This is a genomic window from Candidatus Mycobacterium wuenschmannii (assembly GCF_030252325.1).
Classification (GTDB): domain Bacteria; phylum Actinomycetota; class Actinomycetes; order Mycobacteriales; family Mycobacteriaceae; genus Mycobacterium; species Mycobacterium wuenschmannii.
Window position 1 is genome coordinate 4,024,336 of sequence record NZ_CP126981.1, and the last position, 12,263, is coordinate 4,036,598.

12 protein-coding genes are annotated in these 12,263 nt (G+C 67.2%); 5 read left to right on the forward strand and 7 right to left on the reverse strand.

The genetic code is table 11. The annotated features are described in order from the left end of the window. Window positions 1-43: 43 nt before the first annotated feature. The gene (locus PT015_RS19420; protein ID WP_285186595.1) at window positions 44-1,156 is read right to left on the reverse strand and encodes an acyl-CoA dehydrogenase family protein; all 1,113 of its coding nucleotides are present in this window, start codon (window positions 1,154-1,156) and stop codon (window positions 44-46) included. Further along, a complete protein-coding gene (locus tag PT015_RS19425; protein WP_285186596.1) occupies window positions 1,156-2,052 on the reverse strand; it encodes an alpha/beta hydrolase in 897 nt (298 codons plus the stop codon). Before PT015_RS19425 ends, PT015_RS19420 begins: the two co-directional genes overlap by 1 nt. A gap of 78 nt (window positions 2,053-2,130) precedes the next feature. On the opposite strand from PT015_RS19425, the gene PT015_RS19430 reads away from it, so the two are divergent. Together PT015_RS19430 and PT015_RS19435 are read left to right on the forward strand one after the other, a co-directional pair. Further along, on the forward strand, window positions 2,131-3,318 hold the full coding sequence (locus PT015_RS19430; RefSeq protein ID WP_285186597.1) for an alpha/beta hydrolase: 1,188 nt from the start codon (window positions 2,131-2,133) through the stop codon (window positions 3,316-3,318). A 27-nt stretch (window positions 3,319-3,345) separates the two neighbouring features. Continuing rightward, on the forward strand, window positions 3,346-4,764 hold the full coding sequence (locus PT015_RS19435) for a WS/DGAT/MGAT family O-acyltransferase (protein ID WP_285186598.1): 1,419 nt from the start codon (window positions 3,346-3,348) through the stop codon (window positions 4,762-4,764). A 76-nt stretch (window positions 4,765-4,840) separates the two neighbouring features. Here PT015_RS19435 and fadD12 read toward each other — a convergent pair whose 3' ends face one another. Continuing rightward, window positions 4,841-6,442, reverse strand: coding sequence for an acyl-CoA ligase FadD12 (gene fadD12, locus PT015_RS19440; RefSeq protein WP_285186599.1), 1,602 nt, complete (start codon window positions 6,440-6,442; stop codon window positions 4,841-4,843). 2 nt (window positions 6,443-6,444) lie between these two features. Next, window positions 6,445-7,251 carry a 1-acyl-sn-glycerol-3-phosphate acyltransferase gene (locus PT015_RS19445; RefSeq protein WP_285186600.1) on the reverse strand — a complete coding sequence of 269 codons (807 nt, stop codon included), beginning with the start codon at window positions 7,249-7,251 and terminating at the stop codon, window positions 6,445-6,447. 61 nt (window positions 7,252-7,312) lie between these two features. On the opposite strand from PT015_RS19445, the gene PT015_RS19450 reads away from it, so the two are divergent. Beyond that, the gene (locus PT015_RS19450) at window positions 7,313-8,116 is read left to right on the forward strand and encodes a crotonase/enoyl-CoA hydratase family protein (RefSeq protein WP_285186602.1); all 804 of its coding nucleotides are present in this window, start codon (window positions 7,313-7,315) and stop codon (window positions 8,114-8,116) included. 1 nt (window position 8,117) lies between these two features. On the opposite strand, the gene PT015_RS19455 is transcribed toward PT015_RS19450, so the two are convergent. Then, window positions 8,118-9,104 (reverse strand): MIP/aquaporin family protein, encoded by a 987-nt coding sequence (locus PT015_RS19455; protein WP_285186604.1) that lies wholly within the window; start codon window positions 9,102-9,104, stop codon window positions 8,118-8,120. Between the two features lie 196 nt (window positions 9,105-9,300). On the opposite strand from PT015_RS19455, the gene PT015_RS19460 reads away from it, so the two are divergent. Both PT015_RS19460 and PT015_RS19465 read left to right on the forward strand, forming a co-directional pair. Beyond that, on the forward strand, window positions 9,301-10,818 hold the full coding sequence (locus PT015_RS19460) for a class I adenylate-forming enzyme family protein (RefSeq protein ID WP_285186605.1): 1,518 nt from the start codon (window positions 9,301-9,303) through the stop codon (window positions 10,816-10,818). A 20-nt stretch (window positions 10,819-10,838) separates the two neighbouring features. Beyond that, complete coding sequence (locus tag PT015_RS19465) at window positions 10,839-11,135, forward strand: hypothetical protein (protein ID WP_285186606.1); 297 nt, start codon at window positions 10,839-10,841, stop codon at window positions 11,133-11,135. A gap of 55 nt (window positions 11,136-11,190) precedes the next feature. Here the strand turns inward: PT015_RS19465 and PT015_RS19470 are convergent, their stop codons facing one another. Together PT015_RS19470 and PT015_RS19475 are read right to left on the reverse strand one after the other, a co-directional pair. Next, on the reverse strand, window positions 11,191-11,760 hold the full coding sequence (locus PT015_RS19470; protein WP_285191185.1) for a TetR/AcrR family transcriptional regulator: 570 nt from the start codon (window positions 11,758-11,760) through the stop codon (window positions 11,191-11,193). Window positions 11,761-11,824: 64 nt separating this feature from the next. Continuing rightward, window positions 11,825-11,971, reverse strand: a complete 147-nt coding sequence (locus PT015_RS19475; RefSeq protein WP_285186607.1) for a hypothetical protein — start codon at window positions 11,969-11,971, stop codon at window positions 11,825-11,827. Window positions 11,972-12,263: the final 292 nt, after the last annotated feature.

Sequence of the window (12,263 nt, forward strand, 5' to 3'; positions counted from 1 at the left end):
CTCATCGCTTCGCTCTGCATCGTCGTCGGCGGAGGTCATGAAGTCAGGCTCCGATCTGCTGCAGGTAGCGCTCCCGATGCCACGACGCGCTGCCCAGCAGTTGGGCGTCGCTGCGGGCCCGGCGCAGGTACAGGTGGGCCGGGTGCTCCCAGGTGAACCCGATGCCGCCGTGCACCTGAATGCTCGTGGCCGCGACGAATACGAAGGCATCCGAGCAATACGCCTGCGCCAGAGCCAGATCCGCGACACGAGACGCGGCTCCGGAGGCATAGGACTCCGCCGCGAACCGGGCCGCCGAGACCGTGGACTCCGCCTCCAGCAGCATGTCGGCGCACATGTGCTTGACGGCCTGAAAGCTGCCGATCGCGCGACCGAACTGGTAGCGGGTCTTGGCGTACTCGGTGGCCATCTCGACCGCGCGGCGCGCGCCGCCCGCCTGCTCGCCGACCAGCGCCAGCGCCGCCACATCCAGCGCGGTGCCGAACGCCTCGATCCCGGCACCCGGTCGACCGATCAGCCGCGCCGGGGTGTCGACGAATTGCAGCCGACACTGCTTGCGCGTCGCGTCCACGGTTTCGAGCGGTGTCACGGCCAGGCCGTCGGCTCCGGCGTCGACCGCGAACACGGTAGGACCCGCATCGGTGGCGGCCAGCACGTAGATCACCGCCGCCGACAGCCCGTCGAGCACGAAATGCTTGTAGCCGGTGAGGTGCCAGGTATCGCCGATCAGACCGGCGGACGTGGCGATCGCCGCCGGTATCCGGGCCGAGCCGTCCTCGGCGAACGCGACGGTGGCGATCAGGTCGCCGGTGGCGATTCGTGTTAGCGCCGGAGCACTTTCGGACTTGTCACCGACAGCGGCGAGCAGGCTGGGCACCAGCACCGCCGTCGACAGGAACGGGCTGACCAGCAGCGCCCGGCCCATCTCCTCCATCGCGATGCCCATCTCGACCGGGCCCGCGCCGGCGCCGCCATGTGCCTCGTCGATCAGCAGACCGGTCAGTCCCATGGTGGCCAGTTCGCGCCAGACCGCCGCATCGAAGCCGGTGTCGGTGGCCATCAGCGTGCGCACCTGTGCCTCCCCGGAATGCCGGGTCATCAGGTCGGCGACCGCGCTGCGCAGGGCCCGCTGCTCGTCGCTCACCGCGAAGGGCATCAGCTCGTCGCGGCCAGCGCCGCCCGCAGACTCGCGCACTGGCTGGCGAAAAAGGCCCGGGACACAGCCGCTTTCGGCACCACCAGGTCGAAGCCGTGGAATACGCCCGGAATCGTCTCGATCTGACACGGGACCCCGGCGGCCGTCAGCCGGGCGGCGTAGGCGACGTCCTCGTCGTGGAACAGGTCGTGCGTGCCGACGCCGATCCACGCCGGGGGAAGGCCGCTGAGGTCCTCGTGGCGGGCCGGTACCGCCACCTTCGGGTCGGCGTTGCCGAGGTAGGCCGCCCACCCGAAGCGGTTGCTCTTCGGTCCCCACAGCCGGTAGTTCGGGTTCTCCGCCGTCGATCCGCTGCGGTCGTCGAGCATCGGGTACGCCAGCAGTTGCAATGCCGGCGTGACCTCACCGCGGTCGCGTGCCAGCAGCGCAAGAGCCGCCGCAAGCCCGCCGCCGGCGCTGGCGCCGCCGATCGCGACCCGGGCCGGGTCCACCGCGGGCAGCGCGGCCAGCCACGTTAGCGCGGAATAGCAGTCCTCCAGCGGAGCGGGGTAAGGATGCTCGGGGGCCAGCCGGTAGTCCACCGACACGACGGTGACGCCCAGTTCCCGGACGAACCGTCGGCACAGTTCGTCGTCCTGCTGTGCGGTGCCGATGACATAGCCGCCACCGTGAATCCACAGCAGCCCCGGGCCGGGCGCGCCGGCGTCGGCTGGGCGGTACAGCCGCACCCCGACTCCGGACGGCAGGATCAGCGCCTCGACGTCGCGGCTGCTGCCGCCGCGCTGGATCGCCGGCGAGACCTTTCGGATCAACTTCAACGTCCGGGGACCGACCAGCGCGCGGGGCGCGAATCGAGCGACTTTGCGGAGTTCAGGGTGGAAATCTGTGCTCGGCATCGGTCCAGTATGCCGACTGCATTTAGCGCACACGCGCGTTTCCGGTTTGGTGGTGTTACTCGGGGGTACGCTCGCCCGATGACTGTGACTTCTCGGGCGAAGTGGTTGCTTCGCGCCAAGCCTGGCGACTACATGCTGGCCTGGAGCGACGCGATGGCGTCGCTGCCGGTGGTCGGCAGGCACCTCGAACCGCTCGGTGGCCTGACGGCGATGGGTGTGTGGGGTTATCGGCAAATTCCGGAATTCATGGCCGCGTCGAAACAGTCCGGACAAACCCCGGTCACGGCCGCTGACCGCCGGGCCGAGCGGGCTCAGACCAACGCGATTCTCGACGCGGCATTGCGCGGCGTCGTCTCGAACCAGGACCTCGACATCGAGTGGCCGGCACCCGACAAGGCTCCGCCGGTCTGGCGCGCGTTGCGCCACCGTCGCCACCTGCACCGCACGTCGGTGCGCTACGGCAAGCTGCCGTCGCAGCTGCTCGACGTCTGGCGGCGCAAGGACCTGCCGGTGCGCCCGGCGCCGGTGATGATCTTCGTTCCCGGTGGGGCCTGGGTGCACGGCGGACGGCAGTTGCAGGGCTACGCGCTGATGTCGCAGTTGGCCGAGATGGGCTGGATCTGCTTGTCGGTGGAGTACCGGGTCTCGCCGCACAACCGTTGGCCGTCGCACATCACCGACATCAAGACCGCGATCGCATGGGCGCGAGCGAACGTCGACAAGTTCGGCGGCGACCGCAATTTCATTGCGGTGACGGGCTGTTCGGCCGGCGGACACTTGGCCGCCCTTGCCGGGCTGACCGCCAACGACCCCGCCATGCAGACCGACCTGCCGCCGGACTCGGACACTTCGGTCGACGCTGTGGTCGGCATCTACGGCCGCTACGACTGGGAAGACCGCTCGACCCCCGAGCGGGCCCGGTTCGTCGACTTCCTCGAGCGGGTCGTGGTCAAGCGTCGTATCGATCGTCATCCCGACGTCTTCCGCGACGCATCGCCGATCGCACGAATTCATCCAGATGCCCCGCCGTTCTTGGTGATTCACGGCAGCAGCGACTCCGTGATCCCGGTGGCGCAGGCCCGCAGCTTCGTCGAGCGGCTCCGGTCGATTTCCCGGTCGATCGTCAGCTACGTCGAACTGCCCGGCGCCGGCCATGGCTTCGACATGACCGACGGGGCGCGCACCGGCTCCGTGTCGACGGCGGTGGGGCTGTTCCTCGATGCGGTCTATCGCAACCGGATCATCGCGGCCAAAGAGGTCGTTTAGCCGCCGCGCAGTTGTAAGGTCCGACCCATGAAGCGGCTGAGCGGCTGGGACGCGGTACTGCTCTACAGCGAAACGCCGAATGTGCACATGCACACGCTCAAGATCGCGGTCATTGAACTCGACGACCATCGCCGCGACTTCGACATCGAGGCCTTCCGCCGGGTGATCCACAGCCGGTTGTACAAGCTGGAGCCGTTTTGCTATCAGCTGGTTGACATTCCGCTCAAGCTGCACCACCCGATGTGGCGGGAGAATTGCGACGTCGACCTCACCTATCACGTGCGGCCGTGGCAACTGAAGGCGCCGGGTGGCAGGCGTGAGTTGGACGAGGCGATCGGCGAGATTGCCAGCACGCCGCTCGACCGCGACCACCCCCTGTGGGAGATGTACTTCGTCGAAGGACTGCCCGACAACCGGATCGCCGTGATCGGCAAGGTGCATCACGCGCTGGCCGACGGGGTCGCCGCGGCGAACTTGCTGGCGCGCGGGATGGATCTGGCGCCCGGACCGCAGGACGGCGAGGTGCGCTATGCCCCCGACCCTGCGCCGTCGACCGGCGAACTGGTGCGCTCGGCGTTCGCCGACCACATGCGGCATATCGGGCGGATCCCTGGAACGATCGGCTACACCGCCAAGGGCATCAACCGGGTGCGGCGCAGTTCCCGCAAGCTCGGTCCCGAACTGACGATGCCGTTCACCCCGCCGCCGTCGTTCATGAACCACATGCTCACTCCCGAACGTCGGTTCGCCACAGCCACTTTGGCTTTGGGTGACATCAAGGAGACCGCCAAGTCGCTCGGTGTCACGATCAATGACATGGTGCTGGCCTTGTCGGCGGGGGCGTTACGCACGATGCGACTGAAATACGACGGCGCATCCGATGACCCGTTGCTGGCGTCGGTGCCGGTCAGCTTCGACCGCTCGCCGGACCGCATATCGGGGAACTACTTCACCGGCATGATGGTCGGTCTGCCCACCGATGTCGACGATCCGCTGGAACGGGTGCGCCGCTCACACGATTACGCCAATGACGCCAAGGAGAGTCAGCAGTTGCTCGGCCCGGAATTGGTCAGCCGCTGGGCCGCCTACTTCCCGCCCGCACCCGCAGAGTCGCTGTTCCGCTGGCTGTCTAGCCGCGACGGGCAGAACAAGGTGCTCAACCTCAACGTCTCCAACGTGCCCGGGCCGCGTGAACACGGACGCGTCGGGGGCGCGAAGGTCACCGAGATCTATTCGGTGGGGCCGTTGACCGCCGGCAGCGGATTGAACATCACCGTGTGGAGTTACGTTGACCAGCTGAACGTTTCGGTGCTCGCCGAGGACGCCACTCTCGACGACCCGCACGAGCTCACCGCGGCGATCATCGACGAGTTGGCCGATATCCGCCGCGCCGCAGGGCTTTCCGAGCAGCTGACGGTGGTCGAGGGCGCGCTGGCCCAGGCCTGAGTCCGCCGCGCCGAGCGTGTAACCGGTGCGATTTTTCAGCCGAATTTTCGCACTGACTGCACGTTCGGCGAAGGGCCTAACCGCCCAGATGATCCTGGAGGTCGCGCCGTGAGATCTTGCCGGTGCTGCTGCGCGGCAATTCGTCGAGCACGATAATCTCGCGCGGCACTTTGTAATTCGCCAAATTATCCCGGACGTGCTGCTTGAGGTCGTCGACGGTGACCGATGCGCCGGGCGCCAGCACCACGAACGCCGCTAATCGCTGCCCGTACTCCGCGTCGTCGACACCCAGCACGGTGGCGTCCGTGACGGCGGCGTGCAGCCCCAACGTCTTCTCCACCTCGATCGGGTAGACGTTCTCGCCGCCCGACACGATCATCTCGTCGTCGCGCCCCACCACGAACAGCCGCCCGGCCTCGTCGAGGCGGCCGACATCGCCGGACGCCATGAAGCCGTCGTGGAAGTTCTTGTTCTCACCGGAGGTGTAACCCTCGAAGCGGTTGGAGTTGCGGACGAAGATCTGGCCGACCTCGCCGACCGGCACCGGCCGATGGTCGGAGTCGAGGATGCGAATCTCGGTGCCCAGGATGGGTTTTCCCGCGGTGTCGGGTGCGGCCCGCAGATCGGCCGGGGTCGCCGAGGCGATCATGCCCGCCTCGGTTGCGTTGTAGTTGTTGTAGAGGATGTCGCCGAACTCGTCCATGAATCTCGTGACGACGTCGGGCCGCATCCGCGATCCGGACGCGGTGGCGAACTTCAGTGACCGCCCGCTGTAGCGGCCGCGCACTACAGGCGGCAGATCCATGATCCGGTCGAACATCACCGGCACCACACACAGTCCGGTGGCCTGGTGGCGGTCGATCAACTCAAGGGTGGCCTCCGGGTCGAACTTGCGCCGGGTCGCCACCGTGCAGCCGAGCGAGGCGGCGAAGATCAGCTGCGAGAAGCCCCAGGCATGAAACATCGGAGCGACGACCACCGTCGTCTCCTCGGTGTGCCATGGCACCCGGTCGAGGATCGCCTGAAGCTCCGTCGCGCCGCCGCCGGAGTGCTTGGCGCCCTTGGGATTACCGGTCGTGCCCGAGGTCAGCAGGATCATCTTGCCCGTGCGCCCCGTCTTGACCGGGCGCTCGCCGAGATGCTCGGCGATGAGCTTCTCGACGGTGACGTCGTGCTGCTCCGGGTGATCGGTCCACGCGACGACGCGAGCCGTGTCGGGCTTGTCGGCCAGCGCGCGGTCCACCGACTCGGTGAACTCCTCGTCGTAGATCACCGCGTCCGCGCTTTCGCGGTTGACCACATCGGCCAGCGCTGGGCCGGCAAACGACGTGTTGAGCAGCAGCACGTCGGCGCCGAGGCGGTTGGCGGCGATCAACGCCTCGACGAAGCCGCGATGGTTGCGGCACATGATCGCCAGCACCGCTGGGGTGCCGCCCGGCAGGCTTTGCAGCGCGGCGGTCAACGCGTCGGCGCGCCGGTCGAGTTCGCGGAAGGTCAGCGTCCCCAGTTCGTCGATCAACGCCGCCCGGTTCGGACAGCGCTGCGCCGACATTCCGAATCCGCTTGTCACGGTAAGACCTTCGCGACGGACCGCGCCGATGATCCGGAGGTACTTGTCCGGTCGCATCGGGGCAATGATCCCCGCGCGGACCATGCTGCCCAGCAGACCGAACGCCATCGCTACCCGATTACCGGCAGGCGACGCTGTTTGGCCAAGCCGTCCAATGCCTTCTGCATCACGCGCCGGACATGCGAGTCGACCGTGTCAATGTCGGGGTCCTCGCCGAATTCGCCTGTCACGTCGATGGGTTCAAGCACCTGCATCACGATCTTGGTCGGCAACGGCACGTTGACCGGCAACACCGCCGAGAGCCCGAACGGGAAGCCGATCGAGATCGGCAGGATCTTTGCGCGCAGCATCTTGTCGAGTCGCAATAGCTTGGCCAGTCCGGTCCCGCGGGTTAGATACAGCTGACTTTCCTGGCCGCCGATCGACACCGCCGGCACGATCGGCACACCCGCGTTCAACGCAGCCCGCACGTAACCGGTGCGTCCGTCGAAGTCAATCACGTTCTCCGACAACGTCGGCCGGTACACGTCGTAGTCCCCACCGGGGAACACCACCACCACGCCGCCGGATCGCAGTGCCTCGTCGGCGTTTTCGTGGTTGGCCCGGATGAAGCCGGTGCGGCGAAAGAACTCGCCGGTCGGGCCGGTGAAGATGAGGTCGTGGCTCAGCGTGTAGACGGGCCGGTCGAAACCGAAGTGCTCGTAGAAGCCCGTCGCGAACACCGGCACGTCCATCGCGAACAGCCCGCCGGAATGGTTGGCCACCACCAGGGCGCCGCCCGGCGGGAAGGATTCGAGGCCGCGGACTTCGGCGCGGTGATATCCCTTGATCAGGGGGCGCAGCCAGCCCATCACGCGCTCGGTCAGCCCGGGATCCCACTTGGAGAGCTCGGTCGGGTCGATATCGGGAGCAGCCATTTGGCAGTGATGCTAGCCGGTCGAAGACGGCTCGCTACCATCTCTGCAACCCCGTTACACAATGAACAAGGAGTGTCACAGCGTCGTGAGCACCGAAGAAGCCACCGAACCCGAGGTTCTCGTCGAGCAGCGGGACCGGATCCTGATCATCACCATCAACCGGCCCAAGGCGAAGAACGCGGTCAACTCCGCGGTAGCCCACGGACTGGCCGACGCCGTGGATCGGCTCGACGGCGACCCCGGCCTGTCGGTGGGAATCGTGACCGGCGCGGGCGGATCGTTCTGCGCGGGCATGGACCTCAAGGCGTTCGCCCGCGGCGAGGTTCCCATCGTCGAGGGCCGCGGCATGGGCTTCACCGAACGCGGGCCGGTCAAGCCGCTGATCGCGGCCGTCGAGGGCTACGCGCTGGCCGGTGGCACCGAGTTGGCGCTGGCCACCGACCTGATTGTGGCGTCGAAGGACTCGTCGTTCGGCATCCCGGAGGTCAAGCGCGGTCTGGTGGCCGGCGGCGGTGGCCTGCTGCGCCTGCCCGAGCGCATCCCGCCGGCGATCGCGATGGAGTTGGCGCTGACCGGGGAGCCGTTCACCGCCGAGCGCGCGCACGCGCTGGGCATGGTCAACGTGCTCGCCGAACCGGGTCATGCACTCGAGGCGGCGATCGACCTGGCCGAGCGGATCACCGTCAACGGCCCGCTGGCGGTCGCGGCGACCAAGCAGATCATCGTCGAGTCCCGCGGCTGGAGCCCGGACGAGCGGTTCGGCAAGCAGAACAAGATCCTGATGCCGGTGTTCGGCTCGAACGACGCCAAGGAAGGCGCGATCGCGTTCGCCGAAAAGCGTCCCGCCAAGTGGACCGGCACCTGAGTCAGGCGGCCTGATCCTCTTCGCCGTCGGCGCTGTCCTCCATGGTCACCGGGCCGGCCACGCCCGCTGCGGCGTCGGTGGTGGGTAGCGGAGCGAGACCCGGCTCCGGCGTGAGCAGCATCGTGGCGCGGGCGTCGAGCACATGGCCGATGAAGAAGTCGTAGACCAGGATGCCGACCACGGCACCCAGCAGGGGCACGAACACCGGAATCCACCAGTAGTTGGTGGTCTGCCCGTAATTCCCGGGTAGCGCGAGCTTCCCCCAACCTTCGAGCCAGGTGAAGATCCGCGGACCGAGGTCGCGCGCCGGGTTGAGTGCGTAGCCGGCATTGGTGCCGTACGCGCAACCGATGACGGCGACGACGAATCCGATGAGTAGGGGTGCCAGGTTGCCCGACGGCGCCTGGTTGCGATTGTCGATCAGCGCCGCGATCAGCACCACCAGGATCGCGGTGCCGACCAGCTGGTCGACGACGGGCCCGAGATATCCGCCGTGGAAGTACGGCGCCGGCGAGGTCGCGAAGATCCCGAAGGTGTCGGCGGCCTGCGATCGCGGCGTGTGAGCGTCGTGGGCCAGGATGGCGGCTCGGTACACCGCGTACACCGCCGCCGACGCACAGAACGCGCCGGCGAGCTGTGCCGCCCAGTAGGGGATCACGTTGCGCCAAGCGAACTTTCGCGCAACGGCGAAGGCAAGTGTGACTGCCGGGTTGAAATGGGCGCCGCTGATACCGCCGGACACGTAGGCCGCCAGCATCACCGCGAACGCCCAGCCGAACACCGTGATCAGCCAGTTGTCCGGACCGAACGGCAAGGTCTGGCGGCCGGACTCGGGCAGGCCGACGACGTTGACGGCGCAGGTGCCCAGCCCGAGCAACAACAGGACGAAGGTGCCGAAGAACTCGGCGAGCATGGCGCCCGCGATGCCGGCGCGAAGTTTGGTGAGGGTGGAGGGTGTGACAGCTTTCGCTGTATGCAAGGTCGTCAACGCGATGTCCCAACTCGCTCGTGGTTGCTTGGTCAACTACTGGCGGCCTCGGAGCTTTATAACCCCTCGGTCGGCCGGTAAACGCCGCAGCAGCGGTGACGTCGGCCACGGCGTGGGGGCCGGTGTGACGTCATCTAAACTGGCATGACATTTTGGACGAGCTTTGTAACGTGTGGGCACCACAGAAAGTGCGAGCGTGAGTATTTCGCTACTTCTCGAGATGGCCAGCTCGAGCGATCCCGAGCGGACGGCCGTCGTCTCTGGCGATGTCCGGCTGACGACCCAGCAACTCAGCGATCTCGCCGACGGCGGCGCCGGTGTCATCGCGGCCTCGGGGGCCTCGCACGTCGTGTACGTCGGGATCGGCGGGGCGATGCTGCCGTTGCTGATGTTCGCGTCGGCGCGAGCCGGGCTGCCGTTCACGCCCGTCAACTACCGGCTCTCGGCCGACGGCATCAAGGCGCTGATCGCGCGGCTGCCCGACCCGGTGGTGGTCGCGGACAGCCGCTACCTGGACGAATTGGGTGGACCGGCGGGCCTCGACGGCGTGGCAAAGCGGGTCATCCTGTCCGACGACTTTCTGGCTCAGGCCCGCGACGCCGAGCCGGCCGTCGAGTTCGCCGACCCGGACTCGGTCGGCATCGTGCTGTTCACATCGGGCACTACGTCGCAGCCGAAAGCCGTTGAGCTGACGCATAACAACCTCACCAGCTACGTCACCGGCACCGTCGAGTTCGGGTCCGCAGAGGAGACAGACGGCGCACTGATTTGCGTACCGCCGTACCACATCGCCGGGGTCAGCGCGGCGCTGTCGAACCTGTACGCCGGCCGCAAGATGGTCTATCTGCCGGTCTTCGATCCGGAGGAATGGCTGCGCTTGATCGACGCCGAGCACGTCACCGGCGCGACCGTGGTGCCAACCATGCTGGACCGGATCGTCACGGTCCTCGACGGCGGCGGGCAGCGGTTGCCGTCACTGCGCAATCTGGCCTACGGCGGCTCGAAAGTGCCGCTGCCGCTGGTGCGCAAGGCCCTGGAGTTGCTGCCCCACGTCGGCTTCGTCAACGCCTACGGCCTCACCGAGACGAGTTCGACGATCGCGGTGCTGACCCCCGACGATCACCGCGAGGCGCAGGCCGCCGACGATCCGGCCGTGTTGAGGCGGTTGGGCTCGGTGGGGCAGCCGGTGCCCAGCATCGAGGTGCAGATCCGCGGCGAGGACGGCGTGGTGCTTCCCGCGGGGGAGACGGGCGAGCTATTCGTCCGCGGTGAGCAGGTGTCGGGCCGCTATACCGGGATCGGTTCGGTGCTCGATGCCGAGGGGTGGTTCCCGACCAAGGACATCGCGACCCTGGACGAGGGCGGCTACCTGTTCATCGGTGGCCGCAGCGACGACACCATCATCCGCGGCGGCGAGAACATCGCGCCCGCCGAACTGGAGGACGTGCTCGTGGAACACCCGCATGTGCACGATGTCGCGGTGGTCGGCGTCGAGGATCCGCAGTGGGGTCAGGCGATCGTCGCGGTGGTCGTTCCGGCCCTCGGCGCCGACCCCGATCCCGAGGAATTGCGCGAGCATGTCCGCAAGAGTTTGCGGGGGTCACGGACCCCTGACCGGGTAGTCTTTCGCGACGAGCTGCCCACCAACGCGACGGGCAAAGTGCTTCGCCGCGACATCGTCGAAGAGCTTCGCGCCGCTCCGGCCGAGCAGTAACCGAACCGAGGATCGAAATCATGATCAAGAACGGAACCCGTCTGGCCAGCCAGGTCTGCGACGCCCAGGTGATCGTCGTCCGTAGCGCGGACAGCCTCGACGACCTGCGCTGCGGTGGAGCCCCGATGGTGGAGTTGGGCGCCGACCGGTCGGGCGAGCTGGATCCCGCATTCTCCGACGGCGCAATCATGGGCAAGCGGTACGTGGACGAGGCCGGCGCCGAGGTGCTGGTGACCAAGGCGGGTGCCGGCACGCTCACGGTCGGTGAGACCGCGCTGAGCCTGAAGGAAGCCAAGCCGCTCCCGGCCAGCGACTAGCTCAGCCTCCGCCGACAATGCAGAGCGCGGAGCGCTCAGCGGAGGAGGCGGAGAATCAGGACGTCGGCACGCCGTTACGGCGAACGAATTCCTTTGCCTTGACCAGGAATTCGAGCTGTTCGTAGACCGTGTGCAGCGGCTCGCTGCTGCGGGTCGACCGACACAGCACGACGGCGCCTTCCAGCGTCGCGATCGACATGATCGCCAGCGCGTCGGCGTCGGGTTCCTGGAATCCGTCGGCGACGAACGCCCACGTGAGCGCCGTCCGCCAATGCGCGAAAATCCGCGCGGCCTCCTTGGACAACCGGACTTCGTCGTCACCGGAGCCGATCGCCGCGGCCACCACCGGGCAGCCTGCGTGGAAGTCGCTGTCGGCGAGCACGCGTGCCCAGAAGTCGACAAACTGCTTCAGTAGCACCTTGGCCCCGCGGCCGGCGGCGTCGTCGATGTCCGCGGTGATCGCATCGCCCGCGTACTGCAATGCCTCGGCGAGGATCTGATTGCGACCGTCGGGAAAGTGGTAGTAGACCGAGCCTCGTGGGGCTCCGCTGCGGTGCAGCACCTCGTCGATGGTCACGCCGGCGGCACCGCGTTCGCGCATCACCTCGGCCGCGCTGATCAGCATTTTCGTCCGGGTGTCGCCGCGCTTGCGACGCGCATGAGTTGCAACCGACACGAGAGCCCAGCCGTTACGCGGCGGGGGTGTGGCGAAGCTGCGGCAACCGCCACTGGATGGTCCGCGGGTTGAACCGGGCGGGCCGCAGCGTGTTACGCCGCAGACCGGCCCATTCTCCGCTCAAGCGGTAGCCGGCGACGTTGAGTTCGACGATCAGCATGGTCACTCCTGAGGACTATGTAAGAGACCATATAAGGCTCGCGTCTAGCAAGCAACTCGTCCGGCCTTTCGTTGCAGCACAGTTACCCATTCGACCAAATTTTGAACCATGAAACGGCGGTCATACGAACCTCAAATTATGGCTTTGTGCATAGTCGCCGGCGGCCAAGCCCCGGCCCGCGACGCAAGGGAAATCCCTGTAGCGCCGCTCATGCGGTCGGCAATAAATTCGCCATCGAAGAACCTGTGAATTACCCAAGTAAAACCTTGCAAATTCATGTTCGAAGGGACGG

Excerpts from the sequence above, each read along its gene's own strand:
- PT015_RS19420 (WP_285186595.1), bottom strand. The coding sequence starts at position 1,156 with ATGCCCTTCGCGGTGAGCGACGAGCAGCGGGCCCTGCGCAGCGCGGTC.
- PT015_RS19425 (WP_285186596.1), bottom strand. The coding sequence starts at position 2,052 with ATGCCGAGCACAGATTTCCACCCTGAACTCCGCAAAGTCGCTCGATTC.
- PT015_RS19430 (WP_285186597.1), top strand. The coding sequence starts at position 2,131 with ATGACTGTGACTTCTCGGGCGAAGTGGTTGCTTCGCGCCAAGCCTGGC.
- PT015_RS19435 (WP_285186598.1), top strand. The coding sequence starts at position 3,346 with ATGAAGCGGCTGAGCGGCTGGGACGCGGTACTGCTCTACAGCGAAACG.
- fadD12 (WP_285186599.1), bottom strand. The coding sequence starts at position 6,442 with ATGGCGTTCGGTCTGCTGGGCAGCATGGTCCGCGCGGGGATCATTGCC.
- PT015_RS19445 (WP_285186600.1), bottom strand. The coding sequence starts at position 7,251 with ATGGCTGCTCCCGATATCGACCCGACCGAGCTCTCCAAGTGGGATCCC.
- PT015_RS19450 (WP_285186602.1), top strand. The coding sequence starts at position 7,313 with ATGAACAAGGAGTGTCACAGCGTCGTGAGCACCGAAGAAGCCACCGAA.
- PT015_RS19465 (WP_285186606.1), top strand. The coding sequence starts at position 10,839 with ATGATCAAGAACGGAACCCGTCTGGCCAGCCAGGTCTGCGACGCCCAG.
- PT015_RS19470 (WP_285191185.1), bottom strand. The coding sequence starts at position 11,760 with ATGCTGATCAGCGCGGCCGAGGTGATGCGCGAACGCGGTGCCGCCGGC.
- PT015_RS19475 (WP_285186607.1), bottom strand. The coding sequence starts at position 11,971 with ATGCTGATCGTCGAACTCAACGTCGCCGGCTACCGCTTGAGCGGAGAA.